Origin of the sequence: Jeotgalicoccus halotolerans, from assembly GCF_003387165.1 — a bacterium.
Classification (GTDB): domain Bacteria; phylum Bacillota; class Bacilli; order Staphylococcales; family Salinicoccaceae; genus Jeotgalicoccus; species Jeotgalicoccus halotolerans.
The window spans coordinates 1-19,533 of record NZ_QUMW01000015.1; the positions used below are offsets into that span (position 1 = coordinate 1).

At 35.8% G+C, this 19,533-nt stretch carries 13 protein-coding genes; 2 read left to right on the forward strand and 11 right to left on the reverse strand.

Annotation, left to right across the window (positions count from 1 at the left end; genetic code table 11):
* The coding region (locus tag DFR63_RS12020) for a cation transporter (RefSeq protein WP_147302218.1) at positions 1–146 on the reverse strand (146 nt) is incomplete at its 3' end.
* Entirely contained in the window at positions 139–507 is a 369-nt protein-coding gene (locus DFR63_RS10065) for an ArsR/SmtB family transcription factor (RefSeq protein ID WP_115885825.1), read from the reverse strand. The genes DFR63_RS12020 and DFR63_RS10065, both read right to left, overlap by 8 nt.
* Positions 508–1,251: 744 nt before the next feature.
* On the opposite strand from DFR63_RS10065, the gene DFR63_RS10070 reads away from it, so the two are divergent.
* On the forward strand, positions 1,252–1,578 hold the full coding sequence (locus DFR63_RS10070) for a hypothetical protein (protein WP_115885826.1): 327 nt from the start codon (positions 1,252–1,254) through the stop codon (positions 1,576–1,578).
* A gap of 104 nt (positions 1,579–1,682) precedes the next feature.
* Here the strand turns inward: DFR63_RS10070 and DFR63_RS10075 are convergent, their stop codons facing one another.
* Entirely contained in the window at positions 1,683–2,354 is a 672-nt protein-coding gene (locus DFR63_RS10075) for a response regulator transcription factor (RefSeq protein ID WP_211313797.1), read from the reverse strand.
* Entirely contained in the window at positions 2,347–3,735 is a 1,389-nt protein-coding gene (locus DFR63_RS10080; protein WP_115885827.1) for a sensor histidine kinase, read from the reverse strand. The genes DFR63_RS10075 and DFR63_RS10080 overlap by 8 nt, the downstream gene beginning before the upstream one ends.
* 712 nt (positions 3,736–4,447) lie before the next feature.
* Between DFR63_RS10080 and DFR63_RS10085 the strand changes: the two genes are divergently transcribed.
* Positions 4,448–5,071, forward strand: a complete 624-nt coding sequence (locus tag DFR63_RS10085; protein ID WP_115885828.1) for a YdhK family protein — start codon at positions 4,448–4,450, stop codon at positions 5,069–5,071.
* 183 nt (positions 5,072–5,254) lie between these two features.
* Here the strand turns inward: DFR63_RS10085 and DFR63_RS10090 are convergent, their stop codons facing one another.
* From DFR63_RS10090 to DFR63_RS10120, 7 genes are all read right to left on the reverse strand, one after another.
* Complete coding sequence (locus DFR63_RS10090) at positions 5,255–5,506, reverse strand: copper ion binding protein (protein WP_115885829.1); 252 nt, start codon at positions 5,504–5,506, stop codon at positions 5,255–5,257.
* A 139-nt stretch (positions 5,507–5,645) separates the two neighbouring features.
* Complete coding sequence (locus DFR63_RS10095; RefSeq protein WP_115885830.1) at positions 5,646–6,077, reverse strand: CopY/TcrY family copper transport repressor; 432 nt, start codon at positions 6,075–6,077, stop codon at positions 5,646–5,648.
* Between the two features lie 112 nt (positions 6,078–6,189).
* Positions 6,190–8,238: a copper-translocating P-type ATPase gene (locus DFR63_RS10100; RefSeq protein ID WP_115885831.1), complete on the reverse strand. Its 2,049-nt coding sequence runs from the start codon at positions 8,236–8,238 to the stop codon at positions 6,190–6,192.
* Between the two features lie 258 nt (positions 8,239–8,496).
* On the reverse strand, positions 8,497–9,003 hold the full coding sequence (locus DFR63_RS10105; protein ID WP_026859513.1) for a CueP family metal-binding protein: 507 nt from the start codon (positions 9,001–9,003) through the stop codon (positions 8,497–8,499).
* A gap of 109 nt (positions 9,004–9,112) precedes the next feature.
* Positions 9,113–9,817 (reverse strand): cytochrome c biogenesis protein CcdA, encoded by a 705-nt coding sequence (locus DFR63_RS10110; protein WP_115885832.1) that lies wholly within the window; start codon positions 9,815–9,817, stop codon positions 9,113–9,115.
* An 89-nt stretch (positions 9,818–9,906) separates the two neighbouring features.
* A complete protein-coding gene (gene resA, locus DFR63_RS10115) occupies positions 9,907–10,440 on the reverse strand; it encodes a thiol-disulfide oxidoreductase ResA (RefSeq protein ID WP_115885833.1) in 534 nt (177 codons plus the stop codon).
* A 587-nt stretch (positions 10,441–11,027) separates the two neighbouring features.
* Positions 11,028–19,091 carry a Cna B-type domain-containing protein gene (locus DFR63_RS10120; RefSeq protein WP_115885834.1) on the reverse strand — a complete coding sequence of 2,688 codons (8,064 nt, stop codon included), beginning with the start codon at positions 19,089–19,091 and terminating at the stop codon, positions 11,028–11,030.
* Between the last annotated feature and the right edge of the window lie 442 nt (positions 19,092–19,533).

Sequence of the window (19,533 nt, forward strand, 5' to 3'; positions counted from 1 at the left end):
GCGCCAAAATTCACCTTCGCATCTTGAACTTCAGGTAGTTTCTTCACATTGCGCTCAAATTTCCCTGCACAGTTCGCACAGGAAAACCCCTGAACGCGGTAAACTTTTTTTTCTTCTTCAGTCAGCTCTGTAATCCCCTCAGACATTGGTTATTACTTCTTTCCTATGTATTAAAGCAATCGTCATAATTTCTTTAATATGCTGATCTTCCAGAGAATAGAACGCAAGTTTCCCTTCTTTCCTGAATGTGACGATGCCTTCTTTGTAGAGTGTGCGTAAATGATGAGACGCATTGGCTACAGTCACACCGAGTATATTTGCGATGTCACAGACGCATAGTTCCTCTTCCCGGCATAAGGAATAGGTGATTTTTGCCCTATTCACATCGGCGATAGCCTTAAGCATCTCTGATATACCAGCAATATCGACACTTTGTAAATTCTCTTGCATCCGGTTAACCTTTTCTTCGTCATAACAAAAAACTTCACATGTTTCTTTATTATTCATACATACACCTCACCATTCAAATATTCGTTTGAATATAACATATCATCTCGTTTTTCTTTATTCAAGTAGATATTTAAATAATAAATATGTATAATTTTTTCTCGCCATATAAAGAATTTTCTGGAATAAAGCTGAAAGAAATTACAATTTCATAAGTGAACTTTATTGTGATAAATAATTTATTCGTTCTTAAAAGTACACTTTTAAGAACGGTTTGAAAAAATTTGAAATAAATATTCCTAAGCACATAAAAATAGTTTACGAACGTTCAATATTTTGCATGTAATTTTGCGAATGTTTTCATTTATAATCAGATAAATAATGTTATGGTTAAATAATTTGCAGATGTAATTTTCTCTTTTAAATTTTGATTAATTAGAATAGACTCTAAATAGACAACACTAGAGTGTCTCTTTCACCAATGAATTGCATATATTTTAAATATTATTTTTCACATACTACTTTAAAACCCAGCTTGTCTTCGTAAGAAGACAAGCTGGGTTCTTTAACTATAGTGCAAATTGTCGTCTAAATCAGTGCAGAATAATTACGAAAGTGACATTCAGGATTCCTATAAATCCTAAAAACTATAATTAACAGTTGTTTTTTGAACTTAATTTTACATATAGTTTTTGTCATATTAAATACTCATTTTATGCACGCATTCTCGAAAATTATAATCTAGTCTAATACATGAAGGAATGACAAGTTCTTTATTAAAAGTAGAAAGAAGGGATTTAAAGTATGAGAAAAAAGAACTTATTGATAAGCTTGTTTTCACTAATGATGGTCATTGTTTTATCAGCTTGTACAAGCGAAGCATCTGTAGAAGATACTAACAATGAAGAGAATTCAAATGAAGAGATGAAAATGAATGAAGACAATGAAAGTTCTATGGAAGAAAATATAAATGGCTCCTCCAGTGGAGGAGAAATGAATAATAGTTCCATGGGTAATGGCCATATGGATCATGATGAAGTTGTAAGTCTAATCGATTCGACAGGAAAAAACGAACTGAGTATCCCCCCTGTACTCAAAAGCGACAGCAACAAAGGAAATCGCTTAAAATAAAACTTATATAGAAAAAATGCCATGTCAGATAATAATTCTGGCATGGCGTTTCTTATTAATAGAACAAAAGCAATCAGTCTAACGTTCTAATATTGAAAGTGTTTTTAATTTTTAATCCATTTGTAACCAACGCCCCACACTGTGTGAAAGTAATCATCAATAGGAAAGCCGACTTCCCGAATTTTTTCCCGCATATTTCTAACATGGGAATCTACAGTACGTCCTTCCGTTTCAGAATGCATGCCCCACACTAAATCAATCAATTGATTTCTAGAAAATACCCTTCCTGGATTTTTCATGAGTAATCCAATGATTGCAAATTCTTTTGGTGTTAATTTTACAAGCTGCTTTTTATAGGATAGTTCAAATTGATCTTTGTCCCATAGCAGTCCTTCGACTTCAATCCGGTTGACAGGTCTTGTTCTTCTTAGTAATGCATCCATTCTTGCAACCAATTCTTCTTCATTAAAAGGTTTTGTGATATAGTCATCTGCACCCAGCTTGAGTCCTTTTACAATATCTTCTTTTTGCTCACGTGCAGTCACCATGATAATAGGTACATCTGAGTATTGCCGTATTTCTCTGCATACTTCCCATCCATTCATTTCAGGCATCATGATATCCAGTAGAATAAGATCAAACTTCTCTTCTTTAACAAACTTAAGCCCTGCTTTTGCACCTACTGCTTTTCGACAAAAATAAGGGTAAGGTTTCAAGTATAATGTCAACAGTTCGAGCATTCTCTCTTCATCATCGATTAACAGCACTTTATTCATTTACATTCTCCTTCTTTAAAGATATGACGAAAACAGTCCCCTTGCCGAGTGTACTTTCTACTCCAATCTCGCCACCATGCAACTCCACAATTTCTTTAGCGATTGTCAGCCCGAGACCTGATCCTCCGCTTACCCGGGATCTAGACTTTTCAGAACGATACAGCCGATCGAATATAAAGGGCAGATCTTCTTCTGCGATTCCTTCTCCTGTATCTGAAATAGTTGTTAAAATATCCCTTTGATTTTGGGTTACTGCCACTGTGATATGCCCTTCTTCGGGAGTATACTTTATTGCATTATCTAATATATTCAATATAACTTGTTGAATTCTTTCGGGATCTGCCATAACAACCAAGTTGTCTGGACAATGAAAGAAAAGCTCTATCTTTTTATCATTGAGTGCTGGACGGATTCGTGCTAAAACCGTCTCAATCAAAGCGCTAAATACTACCCTCTCTTTTGTGATGGTAAATTTATTATGATCGATTTTAGCTAATTCAAACAGATTTTTTATCAGGTTTGCTAAATGCTCTGTTTCTTCCTGAATGATTTTAATGTATCTATTCCTGTCCGTCGTGGATATTTCTTTTCTGCTAATAATATCCGTATACCCTTTCATATAGGTTAAAGGTGTTCGTAGCTCATGCGATATACTCCCTAAAAATTCATTTCTCTCGTTTTTTAAACGTTCCAGATCTTGCGACAGCAAAGTAATCGAAGTCGCCAAATCTCCAAGCTCATCTTTTCGATGTGTATATAATTCCAAGTTATGATTGCCTCTACTTAATTGTTCTGTCGCTTTTTTCATCCTCAGTACCGGTTGGGTAATAACTCTGGAAAGAATGAACACCGTTATAACAGTCAGAAGTAAAGTCAATAGACCCACAAGCCAAAACTTATTGCTGAGATGATCAATAATCCGTTCGATGCTATCACTTTCAGCAAACATAAAAACATGCCCGCTGTGAGTTTCATTAAAAGTTAGAGGGCTGTCTGTAGAGACATATTTTTCTTCTGACCAATTTGATTTCAGGATAACTCCTTCTTGTGGTATTTCACCATAATCAGTATGTTCAATAATAGTTATCATTTCTGGTTCAACCGGATCAGAATTGGTGATTATCTCTCCATTCTCATCTGTTATCACCACAATAAAATCTGATTCTGACTCCATAATCGCAACATGTTCCAATGTCGTGGTTGTATAGTTTTCTTCCAATACGTCTCTGTGTGTATTCCCCCTGGCCAATAAATCCCCCATCACTTCCTCCACACGATCAGCGACCAGATTTGTATACAGGATATAGAATAATATGATTTCAATAATAAGAATCACCAGAAAAAACAAAAGTCCGATTTTTAAAGCTAATTTATTGAACATAAAATCCTCCTCAGTTTTCTGCAACAGCATAAATCGTAATAGATTATCTTATCATTTTGTTCATTAGTCATATTATATAGAAAAGTAGTATTTTTATTATGAATAATTCAGCTTATTTTACTTTGCCCACAACTAAAATTTTCTTCCACTGTTCTTATGAGCCGTCATTAGACACATAAATATTTCTGTTTATAGTCTAGATTGCTAACTCATCTTCGTTCTGTGGATTGATTGCAACATACAAAATACCATCATCTTTCATCTCCACTATCTTTCGATAAAAATAATCTAGCAGAGGTGGCAGCTGCAACGAAGTTTTAGTCTGAAAAATGTATGACTAAGTATAACACCTGACCGTCAAGACTTTTTAAAATTAAAGGGACACTCGAAGTTACATGAGTGATTTTACCGCATCCCGCTAAAAATATAGATGATAATATGATAGTATTAATTATTAATTTTCTTGGTATCATGATTATATTCGCTACTCTCTTTATACATTTTATTATTTAAATATCGATTTTTCGTGCAGATTTGAAGGAAGCGCTGAGATATCATCCACGGTTAATAAACCTTTAAATTGAAATCCAATATGTCGAGTCGGTAATATTATTCTTGATTAAATACATTTATTTTTCATTGAATCTGCACGTAAACTGCAAAAGTTATAGGTAGAGTTCTCAGTGGAACTAATAAAATGGAGGGTATATACATGGTAAAAAACAAAATATTATTAGGGGTTCTTTCCATATTCGCTGTATTTTTAATGGCTGCCTGTGGTAATGGGGAAACTCAGCCTAATGAAGATGAAGAAAGCCAAAGCACTGAAACAGAGTCCAGCTCTGAAGTGGAAATGGACATGGAATCAGATTCCGGAGGTCATATGGAACATTCAGCTGATGAGATGTCCAGTTCCGGTGAAGTACCTGAAGACTTGAAAGAAGCAGAAAATCCAACTTATGCAGTTGGAAGTCAAGCGATTATTCAAGCAGAACACATGCAAGGTATGGATGGTGCTGAAGCAACAATTTCCGGTGCTTTTGACACCACCGTCTATACTGTCTCATACACGCCGACGAACGGCGAAGAACTGGTAGAAGATCATAAATGGGTCATTCATGAAGAATTGGAAGAACCGGGAGAAGCCCCATTAGAACCAGACGATGAAGCAGTAATGAATACATCACACATGGAAGGCATGGAAGGTGCAACCGCTACGATCGATTCTGCTGAAGAGACCACTGTCTATATGGTGGATTTCGTTACAACAGATACTGAAGAAGAAGTTCAGAATCATAAATGGGTCACGGAAGGTGAGTTGGCACCTGTAGAATAAATTAATTAGTGAATATTAATATAGTACAGAAACATTAGATTTTTGATTACAAAGAAAAATTCCGGCAAATCTTGAGTTAAGATTTGCCGGAATTTTTATCTTATCTTCTTTTTTATAATTATTATATAAAATCAATAAGATAAAAAAATGATACTCTAAATTAATAAAATCTTTTGCCGTTAACTACCCGCAGCATGAACATGCAGAACCATCTTCTTTATCAGCGTTCTCTTTAATCTCGTAGCCGGTATTTTGAATAACAACTTTGATGTCATCCAAATTAATTGTACTGTCATTAAATGTTACATCTGCTTTACCTGCAGGAAGTTGAACTTTAACTGATTCAACGCCATTTAATTGACCGACGCTCTCTTCGACTTTATTAACGCAAGCCCCACATGACATACCTTCTACATTAAGTATTACTTTTGACATATAAATTTCTCATTAAAATTTTATTATATTATTTTATACGAAAGTTTCAATATACCCATGGTAGGTATTTTATCCTTTTTCATTTTTTATTTAACATATCAATTATCTGTCTTAATTTATTAATTTTGTCTACTGCTGATTAACAATTACATTGACCTGGAACACAATTGCATGGCACTACGTCAACTGCATCCTTTTTTTTCATCTCTAACACTTTTTCCAACTCTTCTATATCTATATAGCTTAATGTTGATTTTGAAATTAAATCTGCAATAATTTTTCCAATGTCTTTATTACATATATTATCGAAAGTTTGTTCAAGTGTACTTTTGAGAAAGTCACTTTCTTTTAAATTAGTTGAATAAATGTATTTGTTGCCGTCCTTTTCTGTGTTTAATACGCCTTTATCAACAAGTCTCCCAATAAGTGTTTTGGTCGTGGCCGGTTTCCAATTCTTTTTATTTTCTATAATATCTCTAATATCTTTACTCGTAGTTTTGCTTTGTGCCCAAACGACCCGCATCACTTCCCATTCGGAATCTGTGATATTTGAATCAATTGCTTTGGTCATATTTTCACCTCTCTCTAATTTTTTCAAGTATTTTTAAGATGTCTTTCATATTTCATACAATAAAGAATTAAAATACCGACTATCCTTAAGTAAGGATTTGTCGGCATTTATTTTATTCTACTTCAAATCTATGAAGTAACTGCGCATTGATTGCAACGATGATTGTACTGAGACTCATCAAAATCGCACCTACAGCCGGACTGAGTATTATCCCCCAAGGCGCCAGCACTCCTGCTGCCAATGGGAGGGCAATCACGTTATATCCGGTTGCCCAGATCAGATTCTGTACCAATTTATTATATGTTCTTTTAGAGAGGCTGAATATTGCAAGAATATCTTTCGGATTACTGTCAACGAGAACGATGTCTGCACTATCCATCGCGATATCTGTGCCTGCACCCACTGCGATACCAACATCTGCTTTAGTCAGTGCCGGTGCGTCATTGATTCCATCACCTGTCATTGCAACAATCAAACCACGTTCTTGGATTTCTGTCACTTTATCTGCTTTCTCATTGGGCATTACTTCAGCATAAACTTCATCAATCCCAATTTGTTCTGCGACATAATTTGCGACTTTTTGGTTATCTCCGGTCAACATTACAGCTTTAATATTTTTCTTATGCAGCTGTTCTATTGTCTGCTTAGAACTTTCCTTAATCTTATCCGCAAGCGCAAGCGCACCTGCCAATTCTTCATCTACCAGAAGAAAAACAACCGTTTTACCTTGTTCTGACCATTTATTGAAGTTATAATCATCAAAATCAATTTTTTGTTTACGTACATATCCCGGGCTCACTACTTTGACTTGCTTATCATCAATCACCCCTTCAATTCCTGCACCGGTAATTGAATTAAAATTTGTCATTTCAAGCAGTTCAAGTTCCTTTAATCTGGCTTCATTGAGTATACCTTTAGCAATAGGATGCTCTGAGTCATTTTCCACTGTTGCCGCATAACTTAAAAGAGTATTTTCGTCTATATTATTGAAGGTCTGTATATCTGTAACCTCAAATTTACCTTCAGTCAAAGTACCGGTTTTATCAAATATCACAGCGTTAATTTTACGAGCCTTTTCAAACTGCGGCCGTTGGCGAATCAACAGACCATGTTTGGCAGCAAGTGATGTAGATACTGAAATAACCAGAGGTGCTGCCAAACCTAAAGCGTGAGGACAAGCGATGACCAGAACAGTTACTAATCTCATGATAGCAGTATCTACAGTTGCTCCAATACTTATCCAAACGATAAAGGTGATAATTCCGGCAGCTAAAGCGATATAAAATAACCATTTAGCTGCTTTATTAGTTACATCCTGTGTTTTAGATTTAGTACGTTGTGATTCTCTTACCATATCAATAACTTGTGTCAGGTAAGATTCATTCATCAGTTTCTCTACTTGAATAGTGAGAGAACCTTCTCTGTTGATTGAACCTCCGATGACCTCGTCATCAATGGATTTTCCAACCGGAACAGATTCACCCGTTAACATTGATTCATCAACTTGCGACTTTCCTTTAATGATTTTACCATCCAGCGGCATTTTTTCTCCGGGTTTGACCAGCAGTAAATCACCTGCCTTAATATCATCAATCCGAACTTCTTCTGTTTCACCATTTTCAACGATACGGTTTGCCGTATCAGGCATTAATGATGCGAGGGATTCCATGGCCTTAGAAGCATTGTTAATAGCTCTCATTTCAATCCAATGTCCCAGAAGCATGATTAATACCAGAGTTGCCAGCTCCCAAAAAATTTCTTGCCCATTGAATCCAAAAACAACTGCCATACTATAGAAGTAAGCAACGGAAATCGCCATTGCTATTAATGTCATCATGCCTGGTTCTTTGTTTTTCAATTCATCGTAAGCGCCCTTAATGAATGGCCAGCCTCCGTAGAAATAAACGAATGTGGCCAACGCTGCCACAATATAACTATCTCCAGTAAATTGCCAATCCACACCTATGAAATTTTGAATCATCGGAGATAGAAGTACAATTGGAATTGTGAATATCAGGATAATGAAGAATTTATTTCGAAAATCTGTCACCATATGTGCATGGTGATCGTGACCGTTATGATTATGGGATTCATGGTTCTCCTCATGGTTATGATGACTTTCTTCGTGCTCAGCATGATTATGATTATCTTCTTTATTCATTTCTTTCCCCCTCCTACATTATAATAAGACTACAATTGTAAACGATTTATTAACTTAAAGATTACATCTGTAGTCGTTATTTGTCAAGCTATTAATTTACTAAGTTTATTATAAAAAATATATGTGCAGAAACTATCCACTACATGTATTTAAAAACTAAGTAAAAATAAATTAACTGCTGCTCTGAGATTTAACATTGAATTAAAAATGCAGATTCCACAACACTAAATAGCATTGGGTAATCTGCATTTAATAATATTATTTAAGCTGTAAATCTGTCAGACAGGTGCTGTCATTCTCAAAAGTTGAAAAATTAGATTCAACTTTTTTTCCATCATAATTAATTTCTAAAGAGTAATTTTTATCTCTTGGCAGCCAAAAATCCAAGAAACCATTCTCAAGGGTAGTCAACTTCTCATCAACGTGAACTTCTCCATCTTCATCTGTAATTTTTACATCCATCTCTTCATTCATCAGCTCTCCCTGACAACCTGTTAAGCTATGAAATTCACAAGGATGTGTGTATGAGATGTATGGTGCAATAGATACAAAAAATTCATCGTCTGGCAAAGTATAGACATTCTCATCTCCACTATCTTTAACAATAAGTGTTTTATCATTTATAGATGCTGATTCTACAATATTACTAGCGCTTAATTCCGAAACCATTTCTTTAATATTTGATTCGTTCGATGCTGAGTCATCACTACAACCTGTTAAAATAAAGATTACGCCCATCAAAACTGGCATTAAATATTTTTTCATCCAGATTCCTCCTTGATATTTAATTTTAACAATAATTTTTAAACAAATTTTATAATAATATATCATTTCTATGAAAGTTATATAAACAAGTCGTTTAATGTATTCATAATTAGAAGCCTTGAAAATCTCCAAAGTACGGCTGCAGCCAAATGATAATCTGAGTCAATCCATCAAAATACAGAAGTACACCCATTAATATCATGATGACCCCACCAACTTTCATAATCGTATTCGAGTATTTCAGCATCCAGCGTGTACGAGATACGAAAAAGCTCAATATAAAGAATGGAATTGCAAAGCCCAGACAGTAAATAACCATTAACATTAAAGCATCGTTTGGTGCACTGGCACTCATTGCGAAAATAGCTCCGATAATCGGTCCATTGCACGGAGTCCATCCGGCACCAAATGCCATACCTATTAAAGTTGAACCTAAAAATCCAGACGGTCTATTTTTGAATTGTATTTTTCTCTCTTTCATCAGGAAATTAAAATTAAGCACACCGGTAATGATAAGCCCGAAGATAATAATCAGGATTGAACCTAGTTGTCTAATCAGGTTCGCATGTTCAATCAATATTCCGCCTAAAAAGGCCGTGCCAAACCCTAATGCTATATAGAACAAACTGAATCCCACAAGAAAGAAAATTGTGTGGAATATTGCGCGTGCATTGAATTTTTGATTTTCTACTTCATTATAACTCATTCCTGTTATGTAAGAGATAAAAGCAGGAAATACTGGAAGCACACAAGGTGAGACAAAACTTAAAAAACCAGCTCCAAATGCAAGAAAGAAAGTCATTTCACTACCCAAAAAAAACACTCCATTCATATTGCATCTTTTAAATAATCCGAACGAATTTCTTCCACATTTTATTTCTTTCAATCCTATAAACTCTCATCCTATTCAGAAGATGATTGTTCTACAAATCTATAAATATCATCTACAGTTAACTGATATTCTTTCTTATCCACAACAATGCCGTTTTTATTGATTGCTATTGTCGTTGGCAGTGGGCCTACTTGATACGCTTTAGTCACTTCTCTATTGCGATCCAATGCAACTGGAAAATTAAGTTTTTCATCTAAACTGGATAAGAACTGATTAATCTGCTGCTCATCCTCAGAAACATTTACTGCAATGATTTCATAGTCTTCATGTCCTTCATTATATATTCGGTTCATATCAGGCATTTCTTCACGACACGGCTTACACCAAGTCCCCCAGAAATTCAAAATAACACCTTTTTCTGAATTGATATCCGATAATTGTATTGAATCACCATTTAACGTCTCCAATTGAAAATCAATTGATTCATCGCCTACTTGTAAGGCTTTTGTATCAGAAGTTAAGTTGAACCATAAGGTCACACCTAACAAAATAATGACACTCAGTATAATACTGATTCTTAGAATCTTCCTTGTTTTTTTCTTCATACTCTTACACCTCCAGTAGCAATTACTTTCATCTTGCACCTCATACATAGTTAATTTTGAAAGATAATTTTCAAACAAACTTACTATTCTATTAGAATAAGAAATCATTCGTACACTAGTCTTATTACCAATTTTAGCTATTAAAAATTTCCCCTCTAATTATTTAACTTAAATCAAATTTTTAAAGAAACTGTGCATTTTATTAGTATTTAATGTGACATTTCAAATTATGAATAAATTTAAATTCAACACTAAAATAAGCCAGATAAATTTGCTTATGAAAATCGGATGTTTTGAGTAGACCTTAATTGGACATGAAAAATATATTAAGGAATTAATTTCAACATATTTGACCATTAATTTATATGGTCTCGTTGTCCTAGGTTGGTTTTATGAATTTGTTACAAAGAAATTTCACTAAAGTGTCTAATTCAACAGTCAACAAAATATTTTCTAATATTTGTAATTCTACTTGACAGTTACAAATACTAAATAAAAGGCATAGCCCCTGTAGAATACAAGGGATATGCCTTAATGTCTTTCTAATTCACAAATTAAATTTATAGAGTTTCTACTAAAATCATCTACTATTTTTTCTTTCGTCTTGTAAGCATTATAGCTATACTACCCACTATAAATAAGAATATTGCCACAGTAGCGATCGAAGTTCCTAAAGGAATTCCTGTATTAGGTAAATTATCTCTATTCTGTTCGTATTCTGTTGGCTCTATTGGTTCTGTTGGTTCTGTTGGTTCTGTTGGCTCTGTTGGCTCTGTTGGCTCTGTTGGTTCTGTTGGCTCTGTTGGTTCTGTTGGCTCTGTTGGTTCTGTTGGTTCTGTTGGCTCTGTTGGTTCTGTTGGTTCTGTTGGTTCTGTTGGCTCTGTTGGTTCTGTTGGTTCTGTTGGCTCTGTTGGTTCTGTTGGCTCTCTTGGTTCTGTTGGTTCTTCAGGAGTATAACTATTTGTAATCACTAAGTTACCATGGTTTTCATTGTTTATACTCACTTCATATCCTTCAGGTACATTAACTTCTTCAACTGTGTAGTTGATAGCCGATCCTTCTGAATTTACAGCTAAACCAGTCCAAGTATGTGTCCAGTCATTTTCGACAGTCACTTCCACCGGCTCACCGTGTTTTTCACCATTAGCTAAGAGTTGAATTAGTACTGAATCCTGACGATTTTCATCTGCATCGTTATCATCTTTCCATACTTTAGTAACTGTTGCTGTTGTTTCTTCTGGAGTCAGTGTATTTGTTATCACACTTTCTAATCCAGTTTCTGTCTCCATAGTTTGGATTACTGCTGAATACCCTTCTACAGCGTTTTCTGTTAAAGTATAAAGAATTTCATCACCAGCAGAGTATCTCGGTAAATCTTTGAAATTGAACTGCCAGTTATTCTCTTCGTTCAGTTCAGCTTCTGCGATAATCTCACTGCCGTTTAGCAAGTTAACTGTAACATTATCTGGACGTATTCCATCCTGATTATTATTATCTTCCCAAACTTTTTCACCAACGATACCAATCACAGCTGACTCGTGAGTATTGGTAATGATAGTTGTGTTCGGATATTTATCTGATTTTTTTACTGATTTTTCATATCCTTCAGGTACTCCAACTTCCTCAACTGAGTACATAAATACTTTGTCATTTGCATCGTATTTCTCTAAGTTCTCCCATGTTTGAATCCAATTGTTCTCTTCAGATAATGTAACTGGTTTCCCTAGAGCCTTACCGTTTTGTAACAGCTGTACATTGATTGAATCTGGACGAATACCATCCTGGTTTTCATCATCATTCCAGCCTTTAACAACTGTATGTTTCGTCTCATAAGTTCTGGTATTTTTGATAATAATATTGCCTTCATCATCATCATTAACAGTCACTTCATATGAACCGTATTCTTCATCGATTACTTCTTCAACTGTGTAGTCGATAATTTCTCCGTCAGCATTTCGGTCTAATCCTGTCCATGTATATGTCCAGTTATTTTCTTCTGAAACTTCCTCAGAACTACCGACTGCTTCACGTTCCCCTTCAACAATTTTAATTAATTGTAATTCGATTGCTTCCGGTCGATCGTTTTCCTGGTTATCAGCATCTTGCCAATTCTTAGTCGCTGTTACGCTTGTTTTTTTCGGTGTATACGAGTTAGTCAGTTCGTACATACCAGTTTTTTCGTTAAATCCATTAGCTGTTAAAGAATAACCTTCAACGTGATTTTCGTTTAAAGTATATACAATTTCCTGACCAGATTTATACTTCGGTAAATCAGTAAATACGTGCTGCCAATCCGTTGTTTCTGTAATATGAGCTTCTTTGATTTTCTCTCCGTCAGCGAGCAGATTAACTTCTACTCTTTCGGGACGCACACCATCCTGATTATCTTTGTCTTCCCAAACTTTTTGGACAGGAATTTCAATTGATTCAGGTGTGTAGCTATTCGTAATAACGATATTTCCATGATTATGGTCATCAATTGATACTTCATATTCTTCAGGAACATTTAGTTCCTGTACTGAATAATCAATTGCTTCACCATCAGCATTCATATCTAAATCAGACCATGTGTATGTCCAATTATCTGCTGCAGATACTTCTACTGGTTCACCTTGAGGTTCGCCATCAGCTGTAAGCTGAACTTCGATTGAATCCGGCCGATTTCCATCCTGATTATTACCATCATTCCAGCCTTTTGTCACTGTTACACTCGTTAAATCAGGAGTCAGTGTATTAGTAATGATAAATCCATTATTAACTTCTGTATCTGTTTCAATTACTGTTGAATAATCTGAAACGAAGTTTTCAGTTACTGAATAGTTAATTTCTGAACCATTTTCAAACTTAGGTAAGTTTGTGAAAGTATAATTCCATTCATTACTTTCCTGGTTTTGAACAACCGCAGTTTCAACAATTTGCCCACGATCGTTCAATAAATTAAGTGTAATGTTCGATGGACGTTCACCATCCTGATTATTTGCATCATCCCAAACCTTAGTAACCGGTACTTCAGTTGTCTCAGGCGTATAGCTATTAGTAATAATCATGTTTCCGCGGTCTGCATCATTAATGGATACAGTATAATCATCTGAAACATTCAATTCTTCAACCGTATACTCTACTGCTTGACCATCTGCATTTGCATCTAAACCAGTCCAAGTGTATGTCCAGTTATTTGCTGCAAATACTTCTGCAGGTTCACCAACCGGTACAAGCTCATCACCATTTACAATATGCAATTGTACAAGGATTGAGTTCGGTCTGTTACCATCCTGATTATTAGAATCATTCCAGGATTTTGTAACAGTTGCACTTGTTTCGTCAGGTGTATGTGTATTCATTACTGTAAATTCATTTGCTGCATTCGGATTTTCTGTAATCTCAGCTGTATAATCCGTTACTGCATTTTCAGTCACAGTGTAATCAATTTCTTCTCCGTTACTGTAAACCGGTAAATCTGTAAACGTATGTTGCCAGTCCCCTGACTCTTCAAGATTAGCTGTTTTAACAACTTCACCATCTGCAAGGAGGTTAATCATTACATTATCCGGACGAATACCATCCTGATTGTCTGCATCATCCCATTCTTTAGAAACCGATACTTCAGTTACCTCAGGTATATATGCATTCTCGATTACTAGATTTCCGTGATTCTCATTGTTAATCGTTACTTCATAATCATGCTCATCTTCTGAAATCTCCTGAACTGTATAATCAATGTCAGAACCAGCAGATTTAAGATCCAATTCAGACCATGTGTAAGTCCAGTTATTAGCTGCAGTTACTTCGACAGGTTCGCCGTAAGTTTCACCATCTGCAAAAAGCTGAACTGAAATTGAATCTGGACGGTTTCCATCCTGATTATTACCATCGTTCCAGACTTTTGTTACTGTCGCAGATGTTTTCTCAGGCGTATAAGTGTTAGTTACAACACTGTCTAATCCTTTATCTGTCTCGGTTGTTTCTATTGTGGTCGAATATTCTGCAACAGTATTTTCTGTCACACTGTATCGAATTTCTTCTCCATTAGCAAACTTCGGTAAATCATAGAATGTATGCTGCCAGTTATTTGCATCGTTCAATACTACTGATGTTTCGATCTCACTACCGTTTAACAGATTAACCGTCACACTGTCTGGTCTCACACCATCTTGATCATCAGCATCATTCCAGACTTTAGAAACTGCTACTTCAGTCACCTCAGGTGTATGAGTGTTCGTCACAGTAATATTGTTATCCTCACCAATATTTACCACTGATTCATAACCTTCAGGTACATTTACTTCTTCAACTGTATAATCAATTATTTCTCCGTTAGATCGATAAGCATCTAAATCAGTCCATGTTCCTGACCATTCGTTGTCTTCTGATAAAGTTAGTACTTTTCCTGCGGGTTCACCGTTCGCTAATAACTGAACAGCGATAGTTGAAGGCCTCAGACCATCCTGATTGTCAGTATCGTCCCACTCTTTAATTACCGAAACGTCTGTTTTTTCTTTTGTATTCGTAAACTCTACATCATATATTCTCTCTTCATTACCATATGGCTCAGTTATATCTATCACTTGCTCTTCACCGTCTATGACGTATCCAGTTGGTGCTTCAACTTCGACTAAATAATATGTTCTAAGCGGCAAATTACCAATCGATATTTCACCGTTTTTATCAGTTTTAATCTGATCTGCGAAGAGAACTCTTTCTCCATTTAATTCATAATATAACTCGAAAACTGCTGAGTTATTTGCGATTGGCTCTCCTGTTTCAGCATCTGATTTAACAATTTTCAGTGCCCCGCGTTTTGGATTAAAATCACCTGAAGCCCAACTAAATTGTTCTGCTGTAAGTTCTTCAGTCGTTACCGTTCGACTTTCGATATTCTCACCGCTTAAAGTGGCCTCATTACTTACTTTGTCTCCATCTTCAGCGGTCACTACTGTTGTGTAATTTAGAATTAATATCTGGTTTAATGATTTATTAAGTTCAATATTTAGTCTCGTTCTTCCATCTTCAGTTTTAGTGTTGGATAGAACATAATCCTCACCTTCACTTAATGGATTACCATCTGCTGTCGAAATTTCAAGTGTCCCTTGTACATACTCTAATCCAGCACTGATGATATCTGTAATTTCCGCGTTGTCTATAATTGATAAACTATCGTTTACCTGTACTTCCCAATTGACTTCATCACCAATGTAGACATTTGAATCTTCTTGTCCGACTGATGATTTATCTAAGAAATTATCATAGTTTTTATAGTTCACAGTACCGCTATATGGATAATCTTTACCGTCCACTGAAACTGTGGCTTCATTGGTATAATTTTCCTGAGATGTATTTGGTACCGTTGTTAATAATTCTATAACATATCTTTCTGATACTTCCTGATTAAAGCTCAAGGTCAGCTTATCACCATTTACCTCGACACTATATGCTCCTGGATCTAATACATTATCCGTGATAACAGTGTCACCACCGGCATCAACTGTATAAGTAGACACTTTGATGCTATCCTCGTCTATAGACCCTTCATACTGAAGTGTATCCGTAATGACTACGTTATTACCGAGGTTTTGTTGCTGATAGTTAGTATATAATTGCCATGCAATTTTACGTTCTATACCCCCTTGCCAGCCATTTACAATGTTACCTTCACTGTTTTCGTGAACAAGCTGTCCTTCTTTTTTACCACTGTTCCACGAGTCACCTCTAACAGTGGTACTAGCGCCTCTGTCCACATTAATATCATGTCCGCTCGTTGTCTTACCTGAGTAGTTGGCGTTATTTAGATATACTTGTGCCTGTCCTTCTTCATTGGGGTGAGTGTCTAAAGTATGACCGTCAACTTCAAATTGAGGATCGTACGAAGTTTGGTAATTAACCTCTAAAATACCACCATTCAAAGTGGCATATTCACCAATCAACTTGATAATAAAACCTTTATGGTAACCAGTTTCATCGTCTTCTGTTCTTGCTTCTAGAGTAAAATCTTTATTTAATTCCAGTTCTCCATTCACGGAATGACTGACGTTCACTGTATCAGGAATTAAAATCATCCCTTTATTAGGGAATGTATCTTCTATAACGAGTGAGTCTATACCTTCCCTAATTGGATTGACTTTTAAATTCCAATCCATTGTTTTTGTATTATAGTCAATACCAGCATGGTTTTTCTCAAAGCTATTTTTAGGAGGATTCGCTGGAATTGTTGTAGAGTGCTCTTCTTCTCCAACACCTTCTCCTTCTAATGTCGCAGTATTTTCAAAACTGTCCACATCAAAACTCGTAATGTCAGTGTCGTATTTTATAATGATGTGTTCTGTACCTATATCTCCAAAATCAAAAGTGATATCGCCACCTTCACTATTTGTAACGCCTTGAGCGATAGTGATATTGGCTTCTACATCATCTCCGGCACTGTTAGTAATTTTGATATCATCTTTTGTAAGAGTAAGTCCTGGCGGGAGTGTATCAGTAACGGTTACTCCGTTAAGATCGTGCTGAGCTCTATTTAAATGAAGAGTCCAGCTTATCTTTTTATTTTCATAATCAATTCCATCAGAGGTTACTTCTTTTTCTAAAAGAGTCTGCCTGTCAAATTCAACAACAGCTTCATCTCTCCCTAATTCCTCTTCGCCATCAAGCAATACGCCAGTATTTTCAAAACTGTTATGAGTCTGATATTGACCGTCACCAATCACACTATAATCTATATCTGTACTAAAATTAATGACAAAGTGTTCGTTTGCAGCAGCAGAACCTAAGTTGATAGGGAAGTTATTAGGTTCTATCGATAATTTTCCAACACTCGCTCCATCCACAAACTTCTCTACTGAAAAATTTTCTTCATCGACTGATAATCCGGTTGGTAAAAGATCATCTATGATGAGATTTTCTATGGCAGAACCATTCTCATTCGCTACAATAGTCCAATCTATTTGACCGGTTTCATTATTATATGTACCCGACTTTTCAATTGGATTACTTGCTGTAAGCCCTGAAACTGTTGCTTTAGCTGGTAAATCAGTTTCACCATCATGAAATACAGCATTGTTTGTAAATTCTGTTTGGGCTCTGTCTGTAATAGGCGTTGTATATTGGATACGGTAACCCTGATATGGTGCCAGATGATCAAATGCTAGTTCAAACCCAGTATCGCTAGGAACTGGTGTCACATTATCGACTATTTCATCAGTGACTTTGTCACCATTTAAACCTGTGGATAATTCTGTGATTACAAAATTTCCAGGCACTCCTAATCCATCTGGTAAAACATCTGCCAATGTAGCAGTTGTCACTGCTTCACTGCTATTATTCATGACATCAACTGTCCATGTAATTTCTTTTGCATTATGATCTTGGTCAGGATGACCTTCTTTAGTAATACCACTTGATAAATTATTCGGTCTGGCAATGACATTTAATTCTTTACCAGTTGTATCATTGAAACTAATGACCTGTTCAATATTCTCTTCAAACTTTTGCAGATTGAAGTCCAGGCTCATTCCTAGTTCTCCATTAGATACATCACCATCTTCAATATTTTCATTAAAAATCATTTGAAGTTCACCATTTTGAATCTGGTAAGTTCCAACAGTTACACCGCTCGTCACTAAGGGCACTGCCGGTGTGGTAATTTGCTCAAATACATCAGGCAGCTGGATGGTTGCAGTATCACCTTTTTTTGCATTCAGCCCTTCCGTGTTCCAATCAAAAACGAGTTCTACTTGAGTACCATCATCAAGATCAATAGTTGCACCATCTTCAATTGCGTTGCCATTATGAGTTAAACTTCTGAACTCAAAGATGTTGCGAGTCAGTTCTTCTAATGGTGCTATTTCTTCTACTTTTTCAACCGCCAGAGGGACAACAATTACGTTCTCATTTCCAATCGGATTAATTACTGCTTCTTCCGCATCTTCAGCTATGTAATTCTTATTTAATGCTACCTCAACAGCAAGTGACATATTTCCATTACTAACCGACTCAGCTTCATCTAAAAATGTCAGTTCAACAACACCGTTATTGTTGATTGTGTAATTCGCAACATTGGTACTGCCCACTGCAGTTCCCTCATTAACCGATTCAGCTACGACAACAGATTCTGGTAAGTTAAATGTCACTGTGTCATTCATTTTATAATTGTGATCATCATTGAGGTTACCTTCTAATTCTAGAATAAATGTTTCTTCTGATTCCAGTGCATTGTCTTCAGTAATTTCCTGATCGTCCAACTTCGTCACTTTTTTAATTTCTAGTTTAAATCCACGCTTTTCTTCTTCAGCTGCTGCCTTAGCCTCTTCTTCAGCTGCTGCCTTGGCTTCTTCTTCGGCTGCTGCCTCGGCTTCTTCTTCGGCTGCTGCCTTGGCTTCTTCTTCAGCTGCTGCCTTGGCTTCTTCTTCAGCTGCTGCCTTGGCTTCTTCTTCAGCTGCTGCCTTGGCTTCTTCTTCAGCTGCTGCCTTGGCTTCTTCTTCAGCTGCTGCCTTGGCTTCTTCTTCAGCTGCTGCCTTGGCTTCTTCTTTAATTAATTTCTCATTTACTTCAATACTTTGGCCATCTGATGTAAATTCAGAAGCTACAATTGATAGTGGTGACATAAATACAGTACTTAGCACCAATATTAATGCAAAGTATGTAAAGACCCTTTTCTTCATCAATCTTTTCTCCTTACTATAATTTATTAAAAGCAACACAATTATACCACGGTATTGTGTAAATGTTCTCAAATTATTTTCGATAATTAAAGTCAAAATTGCTGGAAGTAAGAATGTAAAGATTAATTTTTTATAGATTGGTTTCCTATATGTTATTTCTAATTATGTATCCTCCAAAAAATAATAACACTCAAAACAAGACACTTAATGTCTTATTTGAGTGTTATATGATTATTATTTTTATATGCTATCATGTTTCGTTCAAATTCAATCGCAGTGATTTCAGAATAACGAATGTTTGATATTTTAATCAATAAATATTCTTGGACAAACACATATAAATACAGACCTTCGGGTCGTAACACATAGCTAATTGGGGCAACAACATGTTGCTCTCCATTCACTTCTATCCATAGACACAGCTCTTCATTGAGACAATGAT

Bases quoted from the DNA above. Each gene is read 5' to 3' on its own strand.
- DFR63_RS10065 (WP_115885825.1), bottom strand. From the start codon at position 507: ATGAATAATAAAGAAACATGTGAAGTTTTTTGTTATGACGAAGAAAAG.
- DFR63_RS10070 (WP_115885826.1), top strand. From the start codon at position 1,252: ATGAGAAAAAAGAACTTATTGATAAGCTTGTTTTCACTAATGATGGTC.
- DFR63_RS10075 (WP_211313797.1), bottom strand. From the start codon at position 2,354: ATGAATAAAGTGCTGTTAATCGATGATGAAGAGAGAATGCTCGAACTG.
- DFR63_RS10080 (WP_115885827.1), bottom strand. From the start codon at position 3,735: ATGTTCAATAAATTAGCTTTAAAAATCGGACTTTTGTTTTTTCTGGTG.
- DFR63_RS10085 (WP_115885828.1), top strand. From the start codon at position 4,448: ATGGTAAAAAACAAAATATTATTAGGGGTTCTTTCCATATTCGCTGTA.
- DFR63_RS10090 (WP_115885829.1), bottom strand. From the start codon at position 5,506: ATGTCAAAAGTAATACTTAATGTAGAAGGTATGTCATGTGGGGCTTGC.
- DFR63_RS10095 (WP_115885830.1), bottom strand. From the start codon at position 6,077: ATGACCAAAGCAATTGATTCAAATATCACAGATTCCGAATGGGAAGTG.
- DFR63_RS10100 (WP_115885831.1), bottom strand. From the start codon at position 8,238: ATGAATAAAGAAGATAATCATAATCATGCTGAGCACGAAGAAAGTCAT.
- DFR63_RS10105 (WP_026859513.1), bottom strand. From the start codon at position 9,003: ATGAAAAAATATTTAATGCCAGTTTTGATGGGCGTAATCTTTATTTTA.
- resA (WP_115885833.1), bottom strand. From the start codon at position 10,440: ATGAAGAAAAAAACAAGGAAGATTCTAAGAATCAGTATTATACTGAGT.
- DFR63_RS10120 (WP_115885834.1), bottom strand. From the start codon at position 19,091: ATGAAGAAAAGGGTCTTTACATACTTTGCATTAATATTGGTGCTAAGT.